Origin of the sequence: Micromonospora sp. NPDC003816 (assembly GCF_042874705.1) — a bacterium.
Lineage (GTDB): Bacteria > Actinomycetota > Actinomycetes > Mycobacteriales > Micromonosporaceae > Micromonospora.
Genome location: NZ_JBIANP010000010.1, coordinates 95,672 through 118,046, shown reverse-complemented (window position 1 = coordinate 118,046; position 22,375 = coordinate 95,672). Strand labels below are relative to the sequence as shown.

General features: G+C 72.5%; 26 protein-coding genes. 21 read left to right on the top strand and 5 right to left on the bottom strand.

Annotation, left to right across the window (positions count from 1 at the left end; translation table 11 throughout):
• The first annotated feature begins 14 nt into the window (after positions 1-14).
• From egtC to ACFYTT_RS25555, 6 genes are all read left to right on the top strand, one after another.
• On the top strand, positions 15-800 hold the full coding sequence (gene egtC / locus ACFYTT_RS25580; RefSeq protein ID WP_387262874.1) for an ergothioneine biosynthesis protein EgtC: 786 nt from the start codon (positions 15-17) through the stop codon (positions 798-800).
• Positions 797-1,762 carry an L-histidine N(alpha)-methyltransferase gene (egtD, locus tag ACFYTT_RS25575; protein ID WP_176094375.1) on the top strand — a complete coding sequence of 322 codons (966 nt, stop codon included), beginning with the start codon at positions 797-799 and terminating at the stop codon, positions 1,760-1,762. The genes egtC and egtD overlap by 4 nt, the downstream gene beginning before the upstream one ends.
• Positions 1,763-2,006: 244 nt before the next feature.
• Positions 2,007-2,594 carry a TMEM165/GDT1 family protein gene (locus tag ACFYTT_RS25570; RefSeq protein ID WP_131054194.1) on the top strand — a complete coding sequence of 196 codons (588 nt, stop codon included), beginning with the start codon at positions 2,007-2,009 and terminating at the stop codon, positions 2,592-2,594.
• Positions 2,595-2,640: 46 nt separating this feature from the next.
• Positions 2,641-3,003 (top strand): DUF1622 domain-containing protein, encoded by a 363-nt coding sequence (locus ACFYTT_RS25565; protein ID WP_131054195.1) that lies wholly within the window; start codon positions 2,641-2,643, stop codon positions 3,001-3,003.
• Entirely contained in the window at positions 3,000-3,287 is a 288-nt protein-coding gene (locus tag ACFYTT_RS25560; protein ID WP_131054196.1) for a DUF1622 domain-containing protein, read from the top strand. The genes ACFYTT_RS25565 and ACFYTT_RS25560 overlap by 4 nt, the downstream gene beginning before the upstream one ends.
• Before the next feature lie 246 nt (positions 3,288-3,533).
• The gene (locus ACFYTT_RS25555) at positions 3,534-5,000 is read left to right on the top strand and encodes a polysaccharide biosynthesis tyrosine autokinase (RefSeq protein WP_131054197.1); all 1,467 of its coding nucleotides are present in this window, start codon (positions 3,534-3,536) and stop codon (positions 4,998-5,000) included.
• Here the strand turns inward: ACFYTT_RS25555 and ACFYTT_RS25550 are convergent.
• Positions 4,981-5,535 carry a low molecular weight phosphatase family protein gene (locus tag ACFYTT_RS25550; RefSeq protein ID WP_176094373.1) on the bottom strand — a complete coding sequence of 185 codons (555 nt, stop codon included), beginning with the start codon at positions 5,533-5,535 and terminating at the stop codon, positions 4,981-4,983. The two genes, ACFYTT_RS25555 and ACFYTT_RS25550, sit on opposite strands and share 20 nt — an antisense overlap.
• Between ACFYTT_RS25550 and ACFYTT_RS25545 the strand changes: the two genes are divergently transcribed.
• The 4 genes from ACFYTT_RS25545 (at position 5,534) to ACFYTT_RS25530 (ending at position 9,443) form a co-directional block, all read left to right on the top strand.
• Positions 5,534-5,716, top strand: coding sequence for a hypothetical protein (locus ACFYTT_RS25545; protein WP_131055240.1), 183 nt, complete (start codon positions 5,534-5,536; stop codon positions 5,714-5,716). The two genes, ACFYTT_RS25550 and ACFYTT_RS25545, sit on opposite strands and share 2 nt — an antisense overlap.
• A complete protein-coding gene (locus tag ACFYTT_RS25540; protein ID WP_387262868.1) occupies positions 5,698-6,957 on the top strand; it encodes a glycosyltransferase family 4 protein in 1,260 nt (419 codons plus the stop codon). Before ACFYTT_RS25545 ends, ACFYTT_RS25540 begins: the two co-directional genes overlap by 19 nt.
• Positions 6,958-7,027: 70 nt before the next feature.
• Entirely contained in the window at positions 7,028-8,812 is a 1,785-nt protein-coding gene (locus tag ACFYTT_RS25535) for a DUF4012 domain-containing protein (RefSeq protein ID WP_162854379.1), read from the top strand.
• Between the two features lie 112 nt (positions 8,813-8,924).
• Positions 8,925-9,443 (top strand): hypothetical protein, encoded by a 519-nt coding sequence (locus tag ACFYTT_RS25530; RefSeq protein WP_236145914.1) that lies wholly within the window; start codon positions 8,925-8,927, stop codon positions 9,441-9,443.
• Positions 9,444-9,555: 112 nt separating this feature from the next.
• Here the strand turns inward: ACFYTT_RS25530 and ACFYTT_RS25525 are convergent, their stop codons facing one another.
• Complete coding sequence (locus ACFYTT_RS25525) at positions 9,556-10,152, bottom strand: NADPH-dependent FMN reductase (protein WP_131055245.1); 597 nt, start codon at positions 10,150-10,152, stop codon at positions 9,556-9,558.
• Between the two features lie 63 nt (positions 10,153-10,215).
• On the opposite strand from ACFYTT_RS25525, the gene ACFYTT_RS25520 reads away from it, so the two are divergent.
• Both ACFYTT_RS25520 and ACFYTT_RS25515 read left to right on the top strand, forming a co-directional pair.
• Entirely contained in the window at positions 10,216-10,623 is a 408-nt protein-coding gene (locus ACFYTT_RS25520) for a MerR family transcriptional regulator (RefSeq protein ID WP_131055247.1), read from the top strand.
• Between the two features lie 34 nt (positions 10,624-10,657).
• Positions 10,658-11,773 carry an erythromycin esterase family protein gene (locus ACFYTT_RS25515; protein ID WP_387262864.1) on the top strand — a complete coding sequence of 372 codons (1,116 nt, stop codon included), beginning with the start codon at positions 10,658-10,660 and terminating at the stop codon, positions 11,771-11,773.
• A gap of 147 nt (positions 11,774-11,920) precedes the next feature.
• Here ACFYTT_RS25515 and gdhA read toward each other — a convergent pair whose 3' ends face one another.
• Positions 11,921-13,258 (bottom strand): NADP-specific glutamate dehydrogenase, encoded by a 1,338-nt coding sequence (gene gdhA / locus ACFYTT_RS25510; protein ID WP_176095881.1) that lies wholly within the window; start codon positions 13,256-13,258, stop codon positions 11,921-11,923.
• A 108-nt stretch (positions 13,259-13,366) separates the two neighbouring features.
• Here gdhA and ACFYTT_RS25505 point away from each other — a divergent pair, with 108 nt between their 5' ends.
• The 3 genes from ACFYTT_RS25505 to ACFYTT_RS25495 are packed head-to-tail and all read left to right on the top strand — an operon-like array spanning position 13,367 to position 15,765.
• The gene (locus tag ACFYTT_RS25505; protein WP_131057275.1) at positions 13,367-13,711 is read left to right on the top strand and encodes a MazG-like family protein; all 345 of its coding nucleotides are present in this window, start codon (positions 13,367-13,369) and stop codon (positions 13,709-13,711) included.
• 57 nt (positions 13,712-13,768) lie between these two features.
• Entirely contained in the window at positions 13,769-14,761 is a 993-nt protein-coding gene (locus ACFYTT_RS25500) for a hypothetical protein (RefSeq protein ID WP_387262861.1), read from the top strand.
• A gap of 32 nt (positions 14,762-14,793) precedes the next feature.
• Positions 14,794-15,765, top strand: coding sequence for a pirin family protein (locus tag ACFYTT_RS25495; protein WP_387262858.1), 972 nt, complete (start codon positions 14,794-14,796; stop codon positions 15,763-15,765).
• A 292-nt stretch (positions 15,766-16,057) separates the two neighbouring features.
• On the opposite strand, the gene ACFYTT_RS25490 is transcribed toward ACFYTT_RS25495, so the two are convergent.
• Positions 16,058-16,330 carry a DUF2795 domain-containing protein gene (locus tag ACFYTT_RS25490; RefSeq protein ID WP_131055072.1) on the bottom strand — a complete coding sequence of 91 codons (273 nt, stop codon included), beginning with the start codon at positions 16,328-16,330 and terminating at the stop codon, positions 16,058-16,060.
• Between the two features lie 133 nt (positions 16,331-16,463).
• On the opposite strand from ACFYTT_RS25490, the gene ACFYTT_RS25485 reads away from it, so the two are divergent.
• The gene (locus ACFYTT_RS25485; RefSeq protein ID WP_131055070.1) at positions 16,464-16,871 is read left to right on the top strand and encodes a DUF2267 domain-containing protein; all 408 of its coding nucleotides are present in this window, start codon (positions 16,464-16,466) and stop codon (positions 16,869-16,871) included.
• A 1-nt stretch (position 16,872) separates the two neighbouring features.
• Here the strand turns inward: ACFYTT_RS25485 and ACFYTT_RS25480 are convergent, their stop codons facing one another.
• The gene (locus ACFYTT_RS25480) at positions 16,873-18,045 is read right to left on the bottom strand and encodes a CaiB/BaiF CoA transferase family protein (protein WP_387262855.1); all 1,173 of its coding nucleotides are present in this window, start codon (positions 18,043-18,045) and stop codon (positions 16,873-16,875) included.
• A gap of 256 nt (positions 18,046-18,301) precedes the next feature.
• Between ACFYTT_RS25480 and ACFYTT_RS25475 the strand changes: the two genes are divergently transcribed.
• The 5 genes from ACFYTT_RS25475 to ACFYTT_RS25455 are packed head-to-tail and all read left to right on the top strand — an operon-like array spanning position 18,302 to position 22,339.
• Positions 18,302-19,318, top strand: coding sequence for a TerC/Alx family metal homeostasis membrane protein (locus tag ACFYTT_RS25475; RefSeq protein ID WP_131055065.1), 1,017 nt, complete (start codon positions 18,302-18,304; stop codon positions 19,316-19,318).
• Between the two features lie 40 nt (positions 19,319-19,358).
• Positions 19,359-19,958, top strand: coding sequence for a sulfite oxidase-like oxidoreductase (locus ACFYTT_RS25470; protein WP_176094366.1), 600 nt, complete (start codon positions 19,359-19,361; stop codon positions 19,956-19,958).
• Between the two features lie 8 nt (positions 19,959-19,966).
• Positions 19,967-20,689: a ferredoxin reductase gene (locus tag ACFYTT_RS25465; protein ID WP_131055056.1), complete on the top strand. Its 723-nt coding sequence runs from the start codon at positions 19,967-19,969 to the stop codon at positions 20,687-20,689.
• A gap of 12 nt (positions 20,690-20,701) precedes the next feature.
• A complete protein-coding gene (locus ACFYTT_RS25460; protein WP_131055054.1) occupies positions 20,702-20,989 on the top strand; it encodes a DUF6510 family protein in 288 nt (95 codons plus the stop codon).
• 48 nt (positions 20,990-21,037) lie between these two features.
• A complete protein-coding gene (locus tag ACFYTT_RS25455; RefSeq protein ID WP_176094364.1) occupies positions 21,038-22,339 on the top strand; it encodes an NAD(P)/FAD-dependent oxidoreductase in 1,302 nt (433 codons plus the stop codon).
• The last annotated feature ends 36 nt before the right edge of the window (positions 22,340-22,375 follow it).

Genomic DNA, 22,375 nt, shown 5'->3' with positions numbered 1-22,375 from the left:
TCCGGGGCGGCCTGATGTGCCGCCACCTGGCCTACCTCGGGCCGCCACGGACGCTGCGCGAGTTGCTGTTCGACCCGCCGCACGCGCTGGTCCGCCAGTCCTGGGCGCCCCGCGACATGCGGGGCGGCGGGACGATCAACGCGGACGGGTTCGGGGTCGGCTGGTACCCGTCGACCGGCGGTGACCCGGTGCGGTACCGGCGGGCGCAGCCGATCTGGAGCGACCCGACCATCGCCGACCTGGCGGCGGTCACCTCGTCCGGTGCGGTGCTGGCCGCGGTCCGTTCGGCCACGGTCGGCATGGCGGTGGTGGACGCCGCCGCCGCGCCCTTCGCCGAGGGCCGGTGGCTGTTCAGCCACAACGGCGTGGTGCGCGGTTGGCCGGACGCGGTGGTGCCGCTGGCCACCGCCCTGCCCGTACGCGACCTGCTCACGCTGGACGCCGCCACCGACTCGGCGCTGCTGTGGGCGCTGGTCCGGCACCGGCTGCGCGCCGGCCTGCCGCCCGGGCAGGCGGTCGCCGAGACGGTCACCTCGGTCGCCGCAGCGGCCCCGGGGTCGCGGCTCAACCTGCTGCTCACCGACGGCGCGACGGTGGTCGCCAGCGTGGCCGGGCACGCCCTGTCCGTCCGCACCACGCCGGACTCCGTGCTGCTGGCCTCGGAACCGCACGACGACGACCCGGCCTGGCGGGAGCTGCCGGACGGTCACCTCGTCACCGCCACCGCCACCGGGATGCACCTGCGCCCGCTGCCCCGGCCCGACCACCATCGACCGCCCGACGGAAGGCAAGACGGATGAGCACCGAGCCATTGGAGATCCACCTCGACGACCGGGACATCGGCCGCAGCCTCCGGCACGACGTCCGGGTCGGGCTGACCGCCGACCCGAAGTGGCTCCCGCCGAAGTGGTTCTACGACGCGCGGGGCAGCGAACTCTTCGAGGAAATCACCCGGTTGCCCGAGTACTACCCGACCCGGGCCGAACGCGCGGTGCTGGCCGCCCACGCGACCGAGATCGCGGAGCTGACCGGCGCGAAGACGCTCATCGAGCTCGGCTCCGGTTCGTCGGAGAAGACCCGGCTGCTGCTGGACGCCTTCACCCGGCGGCGCGGGCTGGGCACGTTCGTACCCCTGGACGTGTCGGCCAGCGCGCTCGCCGCGTCCACCGCCGCGCTCGCCGCCGACTACCCGGGGCTGCGGGTCCGCGGCATCGTCGGTGACTTCACCCGGCACCTGGACCGGCTGCCCGCCGGTGGGCGGCGGCTGGTGATCTTCCTCGGCGGCACCGTCGGCAACCTGCTGCCGGCCGAGCGGGCCGACTTCCTCGCCCGGATGCGGGCCGCGTTGGAGGTGGGGGACTGGCTGCTGGTCGGTACCGACCTGGTGAAGGACCCGGCGGTGATCGTGCCCGCGTACGACGACGCGGCGGGGGTGACCGCGGAGTTCAACCGCAACGTGCTGCGGGTGCTCAACCGCGAACTGGACGCCGACTTCGACCCGGCCGCCTTCGCCCACGTCGCGCTCTGGGACCCGGAGCAGGAGTGGATCGAGATGCGGCTGCGGGCGCAGCGGCCGGTCCGGGTACGCGTGCTCGACCTGGACGTCGCCTTCGCCGAGGGGGAGGAACTGCGGACCGAGGTGTCGGCGAAGTTCCGCCCGGAGGGGATCGCGGCGGAGCTTGCCTCGGCAGGGTTCCAGGCCGAGCGCTTCTGGACCGACCCCGACGACCTGTTCGGCGTGACCCTGGCCCGCGCGGACTGAACCGGCGGACGCACGACTCCGGAGGTGTGTCGGGTCACCCGGCGGCCCGACCGGTCGGCGATCGGCTAGGCTGTGCGGCAGCGAAGGGGAGTAGCCCGCAACGCCGTGGTCGACATACTGGTGCGTTCCGCATCCGGCCACGCGGCCTCGTTCATCACGGGGCGGGCGAGACCTTCGACCCAGGCTCAACAGCCGGGTCGAGGGCGCCCCAGATCCTCCTCCCGGCCTGATCCGGAAGGACGTCATGGAGGGGTTCCTCGTCGCGCTGGCAGTCAGCTTCGGCGTGATCTTCGTTGCCGAGCTGGGAGACAAGTCCCAGCTCATGGCTCTGGCATTCGCCACCAGATACCGCACCGTGCCGATCCTGATCGGCATCACCGTCGCCACCGCCGTGGTGCACCTGGCCTCGGTGGCGATCGGTGTCGGGCTGGGTGCCGCGCTGCCCACCGGCTGGATCTCGCTCCTGGCGGGTCTGGCCTTCATCGGCTTCGGCCTCTGGACACTGCGCGGGGACACGCTCACCGAGGAGGAGAAGCGCAAGGCGGCCAAGGGCGGCAAGTCGGCGATCTTCGCCGTCGGTGTCGCGTTCTTCCTCGCCGAACTGGGTGACAAGACCATGCTCGCCACGATCACCCTGGCCACCCAGTACGGCTGGTTCGGCACCTGGGTCGGCTCGACCATCGGCATGGTGGCCGCCGACGCGCTCGCCATCGTCGTCGGCCGGCTGCTCGGTCGCCGGCTGCCGGAGCGGACCATCAAGTACGGTGCCGCCGCGCTGTTCGCGATCAGCGGCATCTGGCTGATCGTGGAGGCGGTCGCGGAACTGACCTGACCCGGCGGGAGCCGACTACCCGGGGCCCCGCCGGGTAGTCGCCCGCGTGAACGTCGACGTACTCCTGGAACGGGGTCACCACTGGCTGGTGATCGCGGTGGAACTGGTCGGCGCGGCGGTGATCGTCGTCGGGGCGGCCTGGGCCGCGCTGCGGTTCGTGGTGGACGGGGTCCGCTACCGCGACGCGACCGTGTTCACCCGGATCCGGTTGACGCTCGGCCGCTTCCTGGTGCTCGGACTGGAGTTCCAGTTGGCGGCGGACATCCTGCGGACCGCGCTGTCGCCGACCTTCACCCAGATCGGTCAGCTCGCCGCGATCGCCGCCATCCGGACCGTGCTGAACCACGTCCTGGGCCGGGAGATCGAGCACGAGCAGGAGCAGGTCGGTCGGCCGGGGCGGGCGTCGTGATCCAGGCGCTGGCCACGGTCGTCGCGGCGCTCGGCGTACTCGGCGCCGGGGTCGCGCTGGTCACCACCGGATCCCGGTCGACGGCGCTGCGGATCCTGCTGGACATGCTCGTCGCCGCCGGTCTGCTGCGGCTGACCGGGGAGCAGACCTGGCGGGAACTGGCCGCCACCGTCGTGATCGTGCTGCTGCGGCGGATGCTCAGCAGCGCGTTGACGGAGAACTTCCGCTGGTCCGCCGGACCGGGAGGCCCGGCCGGTCGGATCGGCCGGGCCTCCGGCCGCTGATTCGGCCGAGTGCCCCGAGGGCTGAGCACGGCCCGGCGGGGAAATCGCATTTTTCCCGGTGGCGAGGCGATTCCGACGGACGGTCGGTCCGGTTGGGCATTGCGGGCGCGGTCCTCTGCCGAGGAAAACCCCTAACTCCGGACATAACGCTTATGAGCGGCTTTAATGGTTCACGAGATTTAAGTAGACCTTGGGGGTTTTCGTGAGTTTCTTTGGCGTTACCGGCCCGGTACGGAGGCGCGCCTGATGGACCTGTACCGCCAACTGCGTCTCGTGCGCCAGCGCTGGTGGATCGTCCTGGTCACCCTCGTGGTGGCCCTCGGGCTGACCGCCCTGGTCACCGTTCGGGCGCAGCCTCGCTACGTCGCCTCGGTCACCTTCTTCGTCACCACCCCGAGCCAGGGCGTCACCGACGCCTACCAGGGTGGTCTCTTCCTGCAACAGCGCGTCAAGTCCTACGCCGAACTGCTCACCAGCGACCGGCTGGCGCAGGCCGCCGTCGCGGACAACCAACTCGGGCTCACCGCCGAGGAGGTCCAGCAGCGGGTCAGCACCTCGACCGAGACCGGCACCGTGTTGCTGCGGGCGTCGGTGACCGACACCGACCAGACCCGCGCGCTGCGGGTGACCGAGGCGCTCTCGGCGAAGTTCGTCGAACTCGTGCAGAAGGTCGAGGCCCGGCCGGACGGCACCGCCGGACCCATCAAGATCGAGGTGGTCAGCGGCCCCCGGGTCACCCCCACCCCGGTCTCGCCGCAGCCGTTGCGCAACACCGCGATCGGCACCCTGATCGGCCTGCTCGCCGGCGTGGCCCTGGCGATCCTGCGCGGCATGGCCGACGTCCGCCTGCGCGACGCCGCCGGTCTGCAACGGGTGACCGGCAGCCCGCTGCTCGGCGAGATCCCGATCGACCCCAGCGCCCGCACCGCCCCGCTGATCGTCGGCGACGCCGCCACCTCGGCGCGCGCCGAGGCGGTCCGCAAGCTCCGCACCAACCTGCGCTTCGTCGACGTGCACGAACCCGCCCGGGTCATCGCCGTCACCAGCGCGTTGCAGGGCGAGGGCAAGACCACCATGTCGTGCAACCTGGCCATCGCGCTGGCCGAGGCGGGCTGGCGGGTCCTGCTGGTCGACGCCGACCTGCGCCGGCCGAAGGTCGGCGACTACCTGGGCATCGACTCCGGCGTCGGGCTGACCGACGTGCTCGTCGGTGACGTGCAGGTCGGCGACGTGGTCCAGCGCTGGGGCGACAAGTCGCTGTTGGTGCTGCCGAGCGGCTCGGCCCCGCCGAACCCGAGCGAACTGCTCGGCTCCAAGGCCATGTCCGACCTGCTGACCGCCCTGCGCGAGTCCGCCGACATCGTCATCATCGACACCGCGCCGCTGCTCGCGGTCACCGACGGTGTGGTGGTCGCGGTGCAGGCCGACGGCGCGTTGCTGGTCACCCAGCAGGGGCGTACCTCACGGGCGCAGGTGGCCGCGGCGGCCCGCGCGCTGCACTCGGTCTCGGTGCGGCTGCTCGGCTGCGTGCTGAACATGGCCCGGGTGCCCAAGGCGGAGGCCTACCAGTACGAGGCGTACCGGGTGGTCGCCGAGACACCGGCGCCGACGACGGCGACGGGCGAACGGGCCGGAGCCGGTCGGCACGCCGAACGCAAGCCGGTGGCCGACCTGCCCGATCACACCCAGGAACTCACCCGGCTGCCCCGATGAGCGCCGCCAGCGGGCGCAGCGACCGCTCGATCTCCTCCGCGCAGGCGCGAAAGTCGGCGGGCGTACCGGCGACTGGGTCGCGCAGGTCGTCGGCGTCCGCCGGGGCGGGTTGCAGCCGTCCCCGGGCCAGGGCGGCGGCGGCCACCGCGGCCGCGAGCGAGTCGTCCGGCTCGTCCGTGGCGGGTTCCGCCGCTGCGGCGAGCCGGCCGAACTGGCGCACCGTGAACGTCCGGTGCAGCGCCGCCGGCGCCAGCGAGGTGCAGAGCGACCGTTGGCGCCGGGTGGCGGTCAGCACCAGCACCGCCTCGGTGAGGTGGGCGGGGACCAGCCGTCGACTCCGGAACTCCGTCGGTTCCGCACCGGTCTCGGCGGCGATCTCGGCAGCGTACGGGTGCATCTCCAGGCCCTCGACGGCGTCGGTGCCGGCGCTCGCGACGGTCAGCGGACGCCCGGCGAGCAGGCGACGTGCGGTGTACTCGGCCATCGGCGACCGGCACAGGTTGGCGTGGCAGACGAACAGCACCCCGGTGAGCATGGGTGACCCCTTCGACGACGTGGCCGCCGGCGGCAGCGCCGCGACGGGGGACGACCGCCGGTGGCGGGCGCCCGGTGAGGGGTTGCCGCGATGGTACGCAGCCGGGCCGCCGCTGTCCCCGGCCGCCGCGCCGGACCGGCACCCGGCAGGGGAGGTGGCGGGATGCGGATCGGCCTGCTGACGTACCACTTCCCGCCGGAACCGGCCTTCATCCCCGGCAGCCTCGCCGAGGAGTTGACCGCCCGGGGCCACGAGGTGCGGGTGCTGACCGGCTTCCCGGACTACCCGGGCGGGCACGTGTACCCGGGGTGGCGCCAGCGCTGGCGGCACGAGACGCGCAGTCGGGGACTGACCGTGCGGCGGGTGCCCCGGTACAGCACCGGCGACCTCACGCCGCGCGGCCGGATGGCCTCCTGGCTCTCCTTCGCCGGTAGCGCGGCGCTGGTCGGCCGCCGGTTCCTCGCCGGCGTCGACGTGCTCTACGTGCACCAGCCGCCGGCCACCGCGTTCGCCACGGCGGCCCTGCTGCGCCTGCTCGGCCCGGTGCCGCTGGTGCTGCACGTGCCGGACGTGTGGGCCGAGGACCTGCCGGACGGCGGCGACGGTCGGTGGGCGGCCCGGGTGCGTGCGGCGATGACCCGGACCTACCAGGCGGCCACGGTGGTGGCGGTGACCGCGCCGTCGTTGCGGGACGCGGTCGTCGGGGTCGGGGCCGACGCGGCCAAGGTCCGGGTGGTGCTGAACTGGACCGACGAGCGGATCTTCCTGCCCGCCACCGCCGGCCCGGCCGCGCGCCGTCTGGTGCGCCGCGACGACCGGTGCGTGGTGATGCACGCCGGCACCATCGGGGCGCGGCAGGGACTGGAGACGGCGGTACGGGCGGCGGTGGCGCTGGACCGGACCGTGGACCTGGTCCTGGTGGGCTCGGGCGCGGACGAGCGGCGGGTGCGGGGGCTCGCCGACGAACTGCGCGCCGACAACGTCCGGTTCGTCGACCGGCGCTCGCCGTTGGACATGCCGGAGATGTACGCCGCCGCCGACTACCAGCTGGTCATGTCCCGGAACCTGCCGGCGCTGCGCAGTGCCGTGCCGGACAAGCTCCAGGCGGCGCTCGCCTGCGGCGCGCCGGTGGTCGCGTCGACCGGTGGGGACACGGCCGCCCTGGTCGAGCGGACCCGTGCCGGGCTCTCCTGCCCGCCGGAGGACTGGGCCACGTTGGCGGACCGGTTCTGGCTGGCCGCGCACATCCCGCCACCGGCCCGCGCCGAGATGGGGCGACGCGGCCGGGAGGCGTACCTGCGGGAGATGTCGTTGCGGGCCGGGGTGGACCGCATCGAGGCGCTGCTGCGGACGGCGGCCGGCACCCCGCCCCGGAACACGAGTCGCGACCGAAACTCACATATGACCCAAGAGCGTCATTAATTCACCAACACAGTCGTTACCTGTTAGGAACAATGGTGGCTTCTGTCCGAATTTCGGAGTGGAGAGTGGTGTGACGGAGAGCGAGAGCCCGCGCCGTACCCGTGGCCGGTCGCGCCGGCGGCGGCGGACCCGACTGCGCCGTGCCCTGCTCGTCACGCTGGTGGTCGGCTCGCTGGTGGCGGGCGTGACCGGATGGGTGGGGTTCCGGGGCTGGCAGGCCCGGGCGCACCTGGTCAACGCCGCCGGGTTGGCCGGTGAACTGAGCGCGCACCTGGTCGGCGGCGACACCGACCGGGCGCAGCGGACCCTCGCCGCGTTGCAGGTGCAGTCCGGCGCCGCCCGTCAGGCCACCGCCGACCCCGGCTGGTGGACGGCCCAGCACACGCCGTACGCGGGCGCCAACCTCGCCGCCGTCCGGCAGATCTCCATCGCGGTCGACGACCTGGCCCGCCAGGCGTTCCCGGCGCTGCTGCGGGTCGACCTCGGCGGTCTGGTGCCGCGCGAGGGTCGGCTGGACCTGACCGGGCTGCACGGGGTCGGTGACGAACTGGTCGAGGTGGACGCCACCGTCCAGCGGATCCGCGCCGAGCTGTCCACCGTGCCCGCCGACCGGCTGGTCGGGCAGGTACGCGAGGCGCTCCAGCAACTGCGCGGCGAGATCGACCGGCTGGCCACCATGACCTCGGCGGCCGGCAAGGCCACCCGACTGCTGCCGCCGCTGCTCGGGGTGGACGGCGCGCGACAGTACCTGCTCGTGTCGCAGAACTCGGCGGAGTTGCGCGCCACCGGCGGCATGTTCGGCGCGTACGCGGTGATCCGGGCGAACAAGGGCCGCATCGAGATGGGCGACCAGGGCGCCAGCAGCGGCCTGGGAATGTTCGCCAAGCCGTTGAAGATCCCGGCCGAGCAGCGGGCCCTCTGGGGCGAACTGCCCGGCATGTACCCGGCCGACGTCAACCTCAGCCCGCACTTCCCGACCGCCGCCGCGCTCTACCGGGAGATGTACCGGCGGCACAGCGGCGACACCGTGGACGGGGTGCTCGCCGTCGACCCGGTGGTGTTGTCGTACCTGTTGCAGGCCGCCGGGCCGGTCCGGGTGCCGGGCGGCGTGTCGCTCAGCGCGGAGAACGCGGTGCGGACCCTGCTCAGCGACACCTACCAGCGGATGGCCCCGGAGGAGCAGGACACCTTCTTCGCCTCCGCCGCGGCGACCGTGTTCGACACCCTTTTCGCCCGCAACACACACCCGAACGGGCTATTGTCCGCTTTTAGCCGCTCTATACAAGAACGTCGGATACTGTTCTGGAGTGCCCGTCCGGAGGAACAGCGGGTGTTCGGCGAGAGCCGGATGGCCGGGACGCTTCCGGAACAGGACACCGTGCCCACTGTCGGCGTGTTCCTCAACGACGGCAGTGGCGCGAAGCTCGGCTACTACCTCCGGCAGACCGCCGACCTCACCGTCGGCGACTGCCACGCCGACGGCCGTCGCGAACTGCACCTCCGGGTGACGTTGCGATCCACCGCGCCCGCCTCGGGGCTCACCGAGTCGGTGCTCGGGTTGGCCCAGGCAGGAGACCCGTACACGGTTCGGACCCTGGTCTCGGTCTACAGCCCGGCCGGCGGGGCGGTGCTCGACACCCACCTCGACGGTGCCGAGACGTCGGTGGGCAACGGCACCGAGCGACGCCGCCAGGTGGCCACGGTGAACGTCGAGACAGGACCCGGTGACACCCGGACGCTGCAGGTCTCGTTGCTGACCGGCAAGACGGGCAGCGGCACGGCCGAGCTGTGGCTCACGCCCACCGCCACCCCATGGACCACCCATGTTGTTACCGCACCAAGCTGTACTCAGTAGGAGGGAACCAACAATGCGGCTATCCCGCATCATCATGGCGCTCACGGTCGGTTTGGCCGTGGTAGCCGTGCCGACCGCGGCGGGGGCGGCGCAGCCGCAGCCGACGCCATCCGTGAGTGGAACACCCCAGCCACCGCCCTACCCGCCGGTGCTGGCCTCGCTCACGGTGAACCGACCCACCATCTTCCTCGGTGAGACGGTCATCCTGACCGGCCGCAACTTCGGGCCGAACGAGACGGTCGACATCACCGTCACCACCCGGCCGCTGGCGGCACCCGCCGCCGGCACCGCCCGCCGCAGCGACGGCAGCACCGTCGCGATGGCCCCGGTCGCCTTCCAGGCCAGCGCGCCGCTGACCTTCACGGCCCGGACCAACGGGCGGGGCGAGTTCAGCCGCCGGTACACCCCGTCGGTGACCGGTCTGCTCACCTTCACCGCCGTCGGCCGGGAGTCCGGCCGGACCGCGTCGACCGAACTCCGGGTGCTGCACAAGAAGAAGCCGCACCTGCCGGTCACCGGCAGCAGCACGAGCACGCCGATGAAGGTCGGTGGCGGTCTCGTCGCCGCGGGCGCGGTCATGCTGCTCGGCACGGTGCTCTGGCGCCGCCGCCGCTTCGGCAGCGTGAACTGATCCGACACCGCGGGTCCGTCCCGCAGTGAGCACCGGTGCCGGTGCCCGCCGATCCCTCCGGCGGGCACCGGCACCGTTTCGTGCCACCCCGTGCCTCGCCGCCCCGCCGGTGCTACGCCGGGAAAGGGCGGGTGCGGCGGGCGTCGGCCAGCACGTCGGCCCACCACCGCAGCTCGTCGAGACAACCGGCCAGGCCACGGCAGAGGCCGTCGTCCGGCGCGTACCGCTGCTGGTCGTTCAGGCAGTCCCACGGCGCAGGGAGGCCGACGACCCGCCGGGTGGTCACCATGCCGAGTTCGGCCAGCACACCGCGGAGCTGCTCGATCGCGGCGTATCCGCCGTGGACGCCGTACGCCACGATCGTCGCGGGTTTCAGGCGCCACTCCCGGTAGTGCCAGTCGATCAGGCGCTTGAGTGAGGCCGGGTAGCTGTGGTTGTACTCCGGCATCACGAAGACGAAGGCGTCGGCCGCGTCGATCCGGTCGGCCACGGCGCTCTTCGGACCACCGCCGGGATACAGGAGACTGTCGTCGGGCAGGGGCGTGTCGGCCAGGTCGATCAGATCGACGTCGGCGGAACCCCCCAGCGCGGCGACGACCCAGTCGGCGATCGTCGGCCCCATCCGGTCCTTGCGGACGCTCGCCGAGATCACGGCCACGCGTACGCCTGCGGGTGGGGTGCCGTCGTGCTGTTCGTGCGAAGCGGTCATGGCAGCGAGGTTCCATGTTGAACATTGGTTGAAGTCAAGTCGGGGCGTGACTACGGTGCGGATATGAGTGTGAAGCCGGCCTCCCTGATGACGCTCACCGTCGGCGACGTCGCCGTGCGCAGTCGCGTCGCGCCGTCCGCCGTACGGTTCTACGAGAGCCATGGCGTGATCACCGCGGTCCGCACCACGGGCAACCAGCGCCGTTTCGAGGAGTCGGCCGTGTGCCGCATCGAGATCGCCAGGGTCGCCCAGCGGGTCGGCATGACCGTGCGCGAGATCGCCGCCCTCTTCGGCGGCCTGTCGGCGAACCCGACGCCCGAGGAGTGGGGGCAGGTCGCGCACCGGCTGGTCAGCGAGGCCGAGGAGCGACTGGCTGACCTCAGGACGCACCTCGCCGCCCTGGAGTCCGGCACCAGGCTCTGCGACATCGGGCGCGCCGAACCGGTCCGGTCAGCACCCGCACGGCCTTGACTTCACCATATGTTGAACCGTGATCGTGCGTCGTATGAGCGGACGCACGTACGACCTTCAGCGGGCTGGGCACCGCATCTCATCCCTCGTCGACCACGCCACGATCGTCGGTCTGGGCACCTCCACCCGTGAGGCGCACGAACTCTTCGGCCTCGTCGAGCAGACCACCCACGCGTTGGTCGAATCCGGATTCCGCGTCGTCGCGGTGCTGGACAACCCGCGCATCGGTGAGCGGTACGACCAGTTCGTCCAGGGGCAGCAGATCGATCTCGACGCGGCGCTCGGTCAGGCGTGGGGGCCGTGGCGAACGACCGAGATGCGCGAGGCGCTCGGCCGGCTGCGCCGGCACAACGAGCGGCACCCGGCCGATCCGGTGCGGATCGTCGCGATCGGCGGTTCGCGCGTGCTGCCCGCCGACTACGACCGGGCCGTGGGGCTGATCGCGCGGCGCGACGCGACGACGGCGACACGCGTCACGCAGCTCTTCGACGTCATCCGCACCGCCCACGACGACGGCGAGCACGTCCGACGTGCGCGCGGCACCCACCCCGGCACGCCCTTCGTCGACCTCGCCCGCACCGCCCAGGACCTGGTCGCCGGGCTCGACCCGGGCCCGGAGCGTGACGAAGCGCTGCCGCTGCTCGACGCGATCGTGGCGCATCACGCCAACGCCATCGGCGTGGGACACGACCTGGCGCGGGAGGAACGGGCCGCCGCCGACCGCCTCCTCGCACACCAGCGGCGCACCGGTGACCGCATCGTCCTCTGGGAGGGCAGCGCGCGCGTCGCCACACACGAGGTCATGACCGGCGGCCATCTCCGGGCGGCGCTCGGCGACGGGTACGCCGCCGTCCACCTCACCTTCGGTGATGGCCGGATTCCCGGCCGCGACCTTCCCCCGGCGAGCCCGGACTCGCTGGAGGCGGTGCTGCTGGCCGACGGGGACGACGACGTACGGGTGGTGGACCTGCGCTCGCCGCACCCGACCGAAATCACCCCGATTCTCGATCGGCCCGCGCGGACCCGGGTGATCTCCGGGATGTACGACCCCGAGCGCGACGAGGAGCCTTACCACGAGCTGCCCTCGCCCCGGCACAGTTTCGACGTCGTCGCGGTCCTCCCCACGATCACGCCGATCCACCCGAGATAGCCGACAGCCGCACCGGAGCGGCTGCGGGTACCCACCGCCCGGTTGATCAAGAGGTTTTGGTGCTCTCGGGCGCGCGTCGAGCACCAAAACCTCTTGATCAACCGGGCGGGGTGGGGCGGGGTGGGGTGGGTGGGGGAGTGGGGTGGGTTAGATCAGGCCCTGGGCGAGCATGGCTTCGGCTACTCGGCGGAAGCCGTTGATGTTGGCGCCGGCCACGTAGTCGCCGGGGAGGCCGTACTCCTCGGCGGTGGCCCAGCAGCGGGCGTGGATGTCGCGCATGGTCTCGCGGAGCCGCTGCTCCGACTCGGCGAACGTCCACGACTCCCGGCTGGCGTTCTGCTGCATCTCCAGGGCGCTGACCGCCACCCCACCGGCGTTGGCCGCCTTGCCGGGTGCGAACCGGACCCCGGCCCGGCCCAGGATGCGGACCGCCTCCGGGGTGGTCGGCATGTTCGCCCCCTCCACCACCGCGACGCAGCCGCCGGCGACGAGCTGCGCGGCCTCGGCGCCGCCGATCTCGTTCTGCGTCGCGCACGGTAGGGCCAGGTCACAAGGCACCTCCCAGGGAGTACGCCCGGCGACGGCGACCGCATGCGGCACCTCGCGTACGTAGTCGGCGAGCCGGCCCCGGCGGCGTTCCTTCAGGTCCCGCAGCACGTCGAGGTCGATGCCCTTCTCGTCCAGGACATACCCGGACGAGTCGGAGCAGGCGACCACCCTGCCGCCGAGCTGGTGCACCTTCTGGATCGCGTAGATCGCCACGTTACCGGCGCCGGAGACCACCACCCGTTTGCCGTCCATGCTGTCGCCGCCCTGGGTGAGCATCTCCTCGGCGAAGAACGCCGCGCCGTACCCGGTGGCCTCGGTACGCGCCTGCGCGCCGCCGTACGACAGGCCCTTACCGGTGAGCACGCCCGACTCGTACCGGTTGGTGATCCGCTTGTACTGGCCGAACAGGTAGCCGATCTCCCGGCCGCCCACCCCGATGTCACCCGCGGGCACGTCGGTCTGCGCGCCGATGTGGCGGTACAGCTCGGTCATGTAGCTCTGGCAGAACCGCATCACCTCGCGGTCCGAGCATCCCTTGGGGTCGAAGTCGGCACCGCCCTTGCCGGCCCCGATCGGCAGCCCGGTCAGCGCGTTCTTGAAGATCTGCTCGAAGCCGAGGAACTTGACGATGCCCAGGTAGACCGAGGGGTGGAAGCGCAGGCCGCCCTTGAACGGGCCGAGGGCGCTGTTGAACTCCACCCGGAATCCCCGGTTCACCCGGACCCGACCCCGGTCGTCCTCCCACGGCACCCGGAAGATGATCTGCCGCTCCGGCTCGCAGATCCGTTCGATGATCCGGGCGTCGGCGTACTCCGGGTGACGCGCGAGCGCCGGGCCGATGCTCTCCAACACCTCCCGTACGGCCTGGTGGAACTCGGGCTCACCCGGGTTGCGGTTGACCACACTGGCGAACACCGACTCGACCGTCTCCGGCATCACCGACACGTCCTTCCGGTCCGGGCACGGCGTGGTGCCGTGCCTTGTCGCCCCGTCACGCGGTGCCCCCGGATACGGATGGTGACCACTGTCCGGTTCACTGGCAGCGTGGACGAGACGATCTGGACGACTGTACGCACTGCGCGTGACTGGCTGGACGTGACAAACGGCACCGGTGAGGCGGAGCTGACCTGCCGGATGCTCAAGCTCACCGAGGAGGCGGGTGAGGTGGCGGGCGCCTGGATCGGGTTCCTCGGCCAGAACCCGCGCAAGGGGGTCACGCACACCCGGGCGGACGTGGCGGCGGAGCTGGCCGACGTGGCGTTCACCGCGTTGGTCGCCATCGAGAGCCTGGGTCTGGACGCCCGCGAGGTCCTCGGCGGGTGCGCCGACAAGGTCGCCGGTCGGCTGGGCGCACCGGTCGAGGGGGAGGTTCGTCCCCGAGTTGACTGATCCGACCCGCTCCCTGGCGCGTACCTGCTGGTAGGGGACCGTGGAAGGGGACGTGGCATGGCCGAGTCGGAGCACGAGGCGTACCGCCTGACACCCTCGGGTCGGGGGTCGGAGGACGCGGTGCCGGCACCACCGGCAACTGTCGGTGACGAACCGCGAGACGCGGACGACGTGACCGTGGGTGACGACGCGACCGTGGGTGAGGACGAGCCCGAGATCCGGGACGAGCCCGGGGACGGACGACCGACATGGTCGGCCGGGGCGCGGCTGCTCGCCGCCGCCGCGGTGCTGATGCTGGGGCTGGGCGCGACCGCCGTGGTGGTGATCCTCTCCGACCCGCACCGGCTCGGTCGGGTCTTCTCCGGCGACCTGCCGGAGGTCACCGCCGCCCCCGAGGGCACCAGCGGACTGGGTGGCGCGGCGCAGGCGGCGGCGCAGCGCCCCGAGCAGGTCGAGACCGCGCCGCTGGACGGCCGTCGGCGGGCCACCTTCGAACTGGTCGACGACGTGACCCGGTTCGACCTGCGGGTGACGGACCTGGGGGAGGAGCTGTACCGGATCATCACCCCGGCCGAGTCGGTCACCCGGCTCCTCCCGGAACTGGTCGGCGACCGGGTGCGGCTGCGGCTGACCCGCGACGGTGCGGGTCCGGGCGAGGTCGAGGTGCTGCTCAACGCCCGGGTGAGCTGGCAGGTGGCGCTCACCGGTGGGAGCACCGAACGGCGGCTGGACCTCGCCGCCGCCCGCCTGGGCGGCCTGGAACTGGCCGGTGGCGCGACCCGGACCACGCTGCGGCTGCCCGCCGTGGAGGGGCTGGTCGTGGTGCGGGTCACCGGCGGGGTCAACCGGTTCGACGTCACCGTGGTCGGCGGCGTTCCGGTCCGCGTCCGGTCGGTCGCCGGAGCCGGAGCGATCGCCGTGTACGACGAGCGCCTCGACGGGGTCGCCCCGCAGACGGTGCTCGGGTCGCCGGGCTGGGACCGGGCCGCCGACCGGATCTTCCTCGACCTGGTGGCGGGCGCGAACCGGGTGACCGTACGCGGAGGCTGAGCGGGTCCGGCGCGCGGGCGTACAGTCGGATGGTGGAACGTGCCGAGTCGATGCCCGCGCAGACCCGACCGCCCGGTGTGGCCACCGTCGACCCCGGCAGCGTCCTGTTGCCCGGCCACGACGTGCCGCTGGGGCGCTACACGACGGTGCGTCGGCTGCTTCCGCAACGCACCCGCCGGATGGTCGGCGCCTGGTGCTTCGTGGACCACTTCGGTCCGGACGACGTGGCGCAGCGCCCGGGCATGGAGGTGCCGCCGCATCCACACACCGGGCTGCAGACCGTGACCTGGCTGCTCGACGGCGAGATCCTGCACCGCGACAGCCTCGGCAACGTGCAGCCGATCCGACCCGGGCAGCTCAACGTGATGACCTCCGGGCACGGCATCGCGCACTCCGAGCGGTCCCCGGCCGCCCATCCGCCGCTGATGCACGGCGTGCAGCTCTGGGTGGCGCTGCCGGACCCGGCCCGCGCCGGCGCGGCCGACTTCGCCCACCACGCCGAGTTGCCCCGGTGGCGCGACGGCGACCTGGACGTCACCCTGCTCGTCGGTGACCTCGGCGGCGAGGTCTCGCCGGCCCGGGTGCACACCCCGCTGCTCGGCGCGCAGCTCGACCTGAGCGGTGCGGGTCCGGCCGCACTGCCGTTGCGTCGCGACTTCGAGTACGCGCTGCTGGCGCTCGACGGCGCCGCCGAGGTGGACGACGTGGCGCTGGAGCCGGGGGCACTGCTCTGGCTCGGCGCCGGGCGGGACACCCTGACCGTGCGCGGTGGGCCGGGTGCCCGGCTGATGCTGCTCGGCGGGACGCCGTTCGAGGAGCCGCTGGTGATGTGGTGGAACTTCGTCGGCCGCAGCCACGAGGAGATCGCCGACGCCCGGGAGGACTGGATGGCCGGTCGGCGCTTCGGTACGGTCGCCGACGACCCCGACCCGCCGCTGCCCGCCCCGGCGCTGCCCACGGTCCGGCTCAAGGCCCGCGACCGCTCCGGCGGCTTCCGGAACTGACCGGCGGCGCCCGAACAAACCGGATGAAATACCTTCGTCCGGCACCCCCTGTCCGTTCGGCTGATGGCGTGCGGTAAGGTAGTCGCAGTAACAGCCGCCCGGTTCGGGTGGTTGTCGCCGTCTGGTCATGGCGACCCGGTTCGGGTTCGCCGTGCTAACAGGGCAGGCGATTACGTAGCGGCGCCCCCGGTCGCGGTTCGCGGCCGGGGCGCCCGCCTGTCGGAGTCCTGTCGGGTGCCGTGACCCCGACCTGCCGACAGGCGGTCCGGGCGATCGCCCGTCGACCGACCGATCAGATGCTGCGCAGGTGCTGCGACACCCGCTGGTGACGCTTGTCCCGTCCGGCCGCGCCGCGCTGGGCGTCGTCGGCCTCCTCGCTCGCGTCGATGTGGGCGGAACGCGCCACCTCGGTGCTGTTCGCGTAGTCCACCGGCGGCAGCGCGCGCAGGGCCTGCACCACGTCCGGCGGTGCCCCCTCGCGTTCGGCCTCGCGTACCACCTCGTCCTTGTCGGCGGGGTAGTCCAGGCGGGACAGGTACTGCAGGACGTCGGCGTAACTCGCCATGGATTCGGCTCCTCCCGGCTTCGATCCGGCCACGACCGGCCGCGGTTACCCACCCCGGCTGCCGTCACGCCCCGCCACGGGCCGCCGTTTCCGACCCGCTCCGCCGGGTAACCGCCGCCCGAGGGGGTACGCGATGGACTACGACACGTTCGTCGACCAGGTCGCCCGGCGGGCCGGTACGACGCCGGAGCGGGCGGTGGACCTGACCCGGGCGACGCTGGCCACGCTGGCCGAGCGGCTGACCGGCGGGGAGGCCCTGGACCTGTCTCTGCAACTGCCGGCGCCGCTGCGCCAGTCGATGCGGACGACACCCGACGGTGAGGCGGCCCAGCGTTTCGACGCCGACGAGTTCGCCGCCCGGGTGGCGTTCCGCCTCGGGGTGCAGACGTCGGCGGCCCGAGGCGGGGTCCGCGCGGTCTTCACCGCACTGCGCGAGGCGCTGGCCGGTGAGTTCGAGACGCTGATGGTCCAGCTTCCCCGCGACTATCGCGACATGGTCGAGCCCGCGCTGGCACCCGGCGCGACCCTGCGACGCCGCTGACTCAGCCCACCGCCCCGTCGGCCCGCAGGGCGGCCACCCGTTCCGGTCCGTAGCCGATCTCGGCGAGGACCTCGTCGGTGTGCTCGCCCGGCCAGGGCGGCGGTCGGCGTACCGAGGTGGGGGTGCCGGAGAAACGGGGGGCCGGTGCCGGTTGCACCACGCCGTCCCGCACCACGAACGTGTCCCGCGCCACCAGGTGCGGGTGCTCCGGCGCCTCGGCCCAGTCCAGCACCGGCGCGACGCAGGCGTCGGAGGCGGTGAGCAGGGCCGCCCACTCGTCCCGGGTACGGGTCCGGAACAGCCGCGCCCAGGCGGCGCGCAACGCCGGCCAGTGCGCCGGGTCGGTCCGGTCCGGTGCCTCGTCGCCCGGCAGTGGGAACCCGGTGCGGCGGACCAGTTCCTCGTAGAAGCGCGGCTCCAGGGCGCCGACCGCCACGTGGCGCCCGTCGGCGCACTCGTAGGTGTCGTAGAACGGCGCGCCGCCGTCGAGCAGGTTGACGCCGCGCGGGTCCTGCCAGCGGCCGAGCCTCCGCAACGCGTGGATCTGCGTGCCGAGCACCGCCACGCCGTCCACGATGGCCGCGTCGATCACCTGGCCGGTGGCGCCGCCGCGTACCGCGTAGAGGGCGGAGACCACGCCCAGGGCCAGCATCATCCCGCCGCCGCCGAAGTCGCCCAGCAGGTTGAGTGGGGGCACCGGCCGCTCGTCCGCCCGCCCGATGCCGTGCAGCGCGCCGGTCAACGCGAGGTAGTCGATGTCGTGTCCGGCGTACGGGGCGCTCGGGCCGTCCTGCCCCCAGCCGGTCATCCGGCCGTACACCAGCTTCGGGTTGAGCGCGTGGCAGTCGGCCGGCCCGAGACCGAGGCGCTCGGTCACCCCGGGTCGGAACCCCTCGATTAGCGCGTCCGCGCTCTGCGCCAGGGCGAGCACCGCCTCACGTCCGCCGGCGGACTTGAGGTCCACGCCGACCGAGCGTCGACCTCGGTTGAGCAGGTCCGGGTGGGCGGTGCCGAAGGCCGAGGGGTCCACGTCGGTGAGCCGGTCCACCCGGATCACGTCCGCTCCGAGATCGGCCAGCATCATCGCGGCGAAGGGGCCGGGGCCGATCCCGGCCAGCTCGACCACGCGTACTCCGGCCAGCGGGCCGGCCGCCTGCTCTGCGGTCACCGCCATCACGATAGGCGCTCGGGTCCGGGTCCGGTACCGGCATCGTCACTCCGGGTTCCGGCCTGGTCGGACGCGGTACACGCCGACAGGAGCCCCCGTCTGGCGGGTCGGATCGGGCTGTCCTAACCTTGGCGGTACGAGGGGAGTACTTCCCACGAACCATACCGGTCAGTACGGCGCACCCCGGGTGTGCCTCGGGTGGTTGCCCACGAAACGTGGGTGAAGGAGACCTCGAACATGACACGGTGTTCGAGGAGGCCCAATGTCCGAATTGTCCTACGCTGCTGCCGGTTTGCAGTCGGTGGGTACGCCCACTCTCTGGGCGGTGACGATCGCGGGCGTGCTGGCCCTGCTGGTGCTCGACTTCGTGGTGACCCGCAAGCCCCACGAGGTGTCCCTGCGGGAGGCACTGGGTTGGTCGACCTTCTACATCGCGCTGCCGCTGGCCTTCGGTGCCTGGGTGTGGTCCGAGTTCGGCTCGGAACGGGGCTTCGAGTACCTGACCGGTTACCTGGTCGAGAAGTCGCTGTCGGTGGACAACCTGTTCGTCTTCATGCTGCTGCTGGCGGCGTTCGCGGTGCCGACCGAGTTGGCGCAGCGGGTGCTGCTCTTCGGCATCACCGGCGCGCTGGTGCTGCGGGGCATCTTCATCGCGTTGGGCGCGGCGGCGTTGCAGACGCTGGACTTCGCGTTCCTGATCTTCGCGTTGATCCTGTTGTTCACCGCCGCGAAGCTGCTGCGCGACGCGTTCACCGGGCACGAGCAGTCGGTCGACATCGGCAACATGCGGTCGGTGCGGCTGCTGCGTCGGTTCATGCCGGTGGTCCAGGAGTACCACGGCACCAAGATGACCGTGCGGGTCGACGGACGGCGTGCCCTCACGCCGCTCGCGCTGGTGGTGGTGGCGGTCTTCGCCACCGACGTGGTCTTCGCGGTGGACTCGGTTCCGGCGGTCTACGGCATCACCGAGGACCCGTACCTCGTCTTCGCCACCAACGCCTTCGCGCTGCTGGGTCTGCGGGCGCTCTACTTCGTGCTGCACGCCGCGCTCAGCCGCCTGGTCCACCTCACCTACGGTCTGGCGATCATCCTGGCGTTCATCGGCGTCAAGCTGGGCCTGCACTGGGCGCACGGGATCTGGGAGGGTGTGCCGGAGATCCCGACCGTGGCGTCGTTGCTGGTCATCATCGGTGTGCTGACGGTCGTGACGATCACCAGCCTGCGTGCCACCCGCAACGTGGTGCCGGGCTCCAAGGAGGTCGTCACCGAACGGAAGTGACCCGCCCCCATGGCGGAGCCGGGCGTGGTACGACTGTGCGGTGGGTATCGTCACGCCCGGCTTCCAGGGCCGGCCACGCTCCGAAGCGCCGGACCTGCCACCCGGTCAGTACCTGACACCCGACTTCCCCGTGCTCTCCGCCGGCCCCACACCGAAGGTGCCGCGCGAGAGCTGGGAATTCGTGATCACCACCGAGACCGGCGCGGAGTACCGCTGGTCCTGGGCCGAGATGATGGCGTTGCCGCAGGAGACCCCGACGGTCGACATCCACTGCGTCACCCGCTGGTCGAAGCTCGGCACCAGCTGGCAGGGCGTCTCGCTGGACACCCTGCTCGACGGGGTGGACACCGCCGCCGACTACGCCCTCGCCCACTCCTACGGCGGCTACAGCACCAACCTGCCGCTGGAGGACCTGATGGACGGTCGGGCCTGGCTGGTGCACACGTACGACGACGCCGAGCTGCCCGCCGAGCACGGCGGTCCGGCCCGACTGCTGGTGCCGCATCTGTACTTCTGGAAGTCCGCCAAGTGGGTGCGCGGCATCCGGCTGGGCCTGGAGGACACCCCCGGCTTCTGGGAGACCGCCGGCTATCACGACTACGGGGATCCGTGGCGTGAGCAGCGGTACCAGGGCGATTGAGCGGGCGGATGCGGTGGCAGCCGGCCCGGTTGGTGCACCGCCGGGTCGAGACGCCCAGCGCGCACACCCTGGTGCTCCAGGTGCCGGGCTGGACCGCCCACGTACCCGGACAGCACGTCGACCTGCGGCTGACCGCACCCGACGGATACCAGGCCGCCCGGTCGTACTCGCTGGCCGCGCCGGCCGACGGCGACCGGATCGAGGTCACCGTGCAGCGGGTGCCCGACGGCGAGGTGTCGCCGTTCCTGGTGGACGGCTACCGCGAGGGTGACCCGATCGAGGTCCGGGGCCCGGTCGGCGGCTGGTTCGTCTGGCGGCCCACGCAGACCGACCCGGTGCTGCTGGTCGCCGGTGGTTCGGGTGTGGTGCCGCTGATGGCGATGATCCGCGCCCGACGGGCCGCCGGCAGCCGCACCCCGTTCCGGCTGATCTACTCCGTCCGCACGCCCACCGACGTGTTCTACGCCGACGAACTGCGGCGACGGGTCCGCGACGACGCGGGCCTGGACGTCGCCTACGTCTACACCCGCGAGGCTCCGGACGGCTGGTCGGGCGAGCCGCACCGCCTCGGCCTCGCCGACGTCAACACGCACGGGTGGCCGCCGGAGCTGACGCCGCTGGTCTACGTCTGCGGACCGACCGGCTTCGTGGAGACCGTCTCCGACCTGCTCGTCGGCCTGGGTCACCCGGCCCGACAGGTACGCACCGAACGTTTCGGCCCGACCGGCTGAGAGGAGCCGCGGATGACCGCCCTGCCGTACGTGGACGGGAACATGCTCGACGGTCCGCTGGGGGAGGTGTTCGCGGTGGACCTGAGCACGGCCACCGGCCGCTGCGCCCACTGCGGCACCGCCGGCCCGATGGCCGGACTGCGGGTCTACTCGCACGCGCCGGGGCTGGTGGCCCGCTGTCCGGCCTGCGCGGACGTGATGCTGCGGCTGGTCCGCGCGCCGGACCGGGCCTGGCTGGACCTGCGGGGCGCCACGTTCCTCCAGTTCCCGATGCCGCCGGACCGGACGTCGCGCCGATAGGTCGGCGGGGCGACGTTTGTCGGCCTGCGGGGTGGGAACGGGCCCGGAATGACGAAGCCTCGTGTGGTGATCGTGGGGGCCGGTTTCGCCGGGTACCACGCGGCGAAGACGCTGAGCCGGCTGGCCCGCGACCGGGCCGAGATCGTCCTGCTGAACTCGACCGACTACTTCCTCTATCTGCCGCTGCTGCCCGAGGTGGCCGCCGGCGTGGTGGAGCCGGGTCGGATCGCGGTGCCGCTGACCGGCACGCTGAACGGGGTCCGGGTGGTCATCGGCGAGGCGGACCATGTCGACCTGCAGAACCGGTGGGTCGGCTTCACCCAGCCCGAGGGCGAGCGCAACCGGCTGGCGTACGACCGGCTGATCCTCGCCGTCGGCAGCGTGAACAAGCTGCTGCCCATTCCCGGGGTGACCGAGTATGCGCACGGGTTCCGGGGCCTGCCCGAGGCGCTCTACCTGCACGACCACGTGGTCCGTCAGATCGAGTTGGCCGAGCAGGCCGAGGACCCGGCCGAGCAGCGGGCGCGGGCCACGTTCGTGGTGGTCGGCGCCGGTTACACCGGGACCGAGGTGGCCGCACACGGGCAGCTCTTCACCGACGAGTTGACCGCCCAGCGTCCCCGGTTGCCGATCCGCCCGAAGTGGATGCTGCTGGACGTCGCGCCCCGGGTGCTGCCCGAGTTGGACCGGCGGATGTCCCGTACCGCCGACCGGGTGCTGCGCCGACGTGGCGTGGACGTGCGGATGGGCACCTCGGTGGCGGTCGCCACCTCCGACGGGGTCACCCTCACCGACGGGGAGTACGTGCCGACCTGCTCGCTGATCTGGTGCGTCGGCGTCCGTCCCGACCCCTTCGTGGCGCAACTGGGCCTGCGGACCGAGAAGGGGCGGCTGGTCGTCGACGAGTATCTCAACGTGCCCGGCTTCCCCGAGGTGTTCGCCTGTGGTGACGCCGCCGCCGTGCCCGACCTGACCCGGCCCGGCGAGATCTGCACGATGACCGCCCAGCACGCCCAGCGGCAGGGCAAACTCGCCGCGCACAACATCGCCGCCTCCTACGGGAAGGGGCGGCGTCGGCCGTACAAGCACCACGACCTCGGGTGGGTGGTCGACCTCGGCGGCAAGCAGGCGGCGGCGAACCCGCTCAAGGTGCCGTTGTCGGGTCTGCCGGCGAAGGCCGTGACGCGTGGCTACCACCTGTTGGCCATGCCGGGCAACCGGGCCCGGGTCAGCGCGGACTGGCTGCTCGACGCCGCGTTGCCCCGCTCGGCGGCGCAGCTGGGTCTGATCCCCGCCGACGCGGTGCCGCTGGAGAGCGAGTCGCCGGAGCTGCCGAGCCACGCCCGCTGACCGGCCGCCGGGCCGGGGAACTCGTCCACCCGGCCC

Coding starts and splice junctions, on each gene's coding strand:
- ACFYTT_RS25515 (WP_387262864.1), top strand. CDS start 10,658: ATGAGCGGACGCACGTACGACCTTCAGCGGGCTGGGCACCGCATCTCA.
- egtC (WP_387262874.1), top strand. CDS start 15: ATGTGCCGCCACCTGGCCTACCTCGGGCCGCCACGGACGCTGCGCGAG.
- ACFYTT_RS25485 (WP_131055070.1), top strand. CDS start 16,464: ATGGACTACGACACGTTCGTCGACCAGGTCGCCCGGCGGGCCGGTACG.
- ACFYTT_RS25475 (WP_131055065.1), top strand. CDS start 18,302: ATGTCCGAATTGTCCTACGCTGCTGCCGGTTTGCAGTCGGTGGGTACG.
- ACFYTT_RS25465 (WP_131055056.1), top strand. CDS start 19,967: ATGCGGTGGCAGCCGGCCCGGTTGGTGCACCGCCGGGTCGAGACGCCC.
- ACFYTT_RS25555 (WP_131054197.1), top strand. CDS start 3,534: ATGGACCTGTACCGCCAACTGCGTCTCGTGCGCCAGCGCTGGTGGATC.
- gdhA (WP_176095881.1), bottom strand. CDS start 13,258: ATGCCGGAGACGGTCGAGTCGGTGTTCGCCAGTGTGGTCAACCGCAAC.
- ACFYTT_RS25525 (WP_131055245.1), bottom strand. CDS start 10,152: ATGACCGCTTCGCACGAACAGCACGACGGCACCCCACCCGCAGGCGTA.
- ACFYTT_RS25520 (WP_131055247.1), top strand. CDS start 10,216: ATGAGTGTGAAGCCGGCCTCCCTGATGACGCTCACCGTCGGCGACGTC.
- ACFYTT_RS25500 (WP_387262861.1), top strand. CDS start 13,769: ATGGCCGAGTCGGAGCACGAGGCGTACCGCCTGACACCCTCGGGTCGG.
- ACFYTT_RS25455 (WP_176094364.1), top strand. CDS start 21,038: ATGACGAAGCCTCGTGTGGTGATCGTGGGGGCCGGTTTCGCCGGGTAC.
- ACFYTT_RS25545 (WP_131055240.1), top strand. CDS start 5,534: ATGGGTGACCCCTTCGACGACGTGGCCGCCGGCGGCAGCGCCGCGACG.
- ACFYTT_RS25480 (WP_387262855.1), bottom strand. CDS start 18,045: ATGGCGGTGACCGCAGAGCAGGCGGCCGGCCCGCTGGCCGGAGTACGC.
- ACFYTT_RS25460 (WP_131055054.1), top strand. CDS start 20,702: ATGACCGCCCTGCCGTACGTGGACGGGAACATGCTCGACGGTCCGCTG.
- ACFYTT_RS25550 (WP_176094373.1), bottom strand. CDS start 5,535: ATGCTCACCGGGGTGCTGTTCGTCTGCCACGCCAACCTGTGCCGGTCG.
- ACFYTT_RS25490 (WP_131055072.1), bottom strand. CDS start 16,330: ATGGCGAGTTACGCCGACGTCCTGCAGTACCTGTCCCGCCTGGACTAC.
- egtD (WP_176094375.1), top strand. CDS start 797: ATGAGCACCGAGCCATTGGAGATCCACCTCGACGACCGGGACATCGGC.
- ACFYTT_RS25540 (WP_387262868.1), top strand. CDS start 5,698: ATGCGGATCGGCCTGCTGACGTACCACTTCCCGCCGGAACCGGCCTTC.
- ACFYTT_RS25570 (WP_131054194.1), top strand. CDS start 2,007: ATGGAGGGGTTCCTCGTCGCGCTGGCAGTCAGCTTCGGCGTGATCTTC.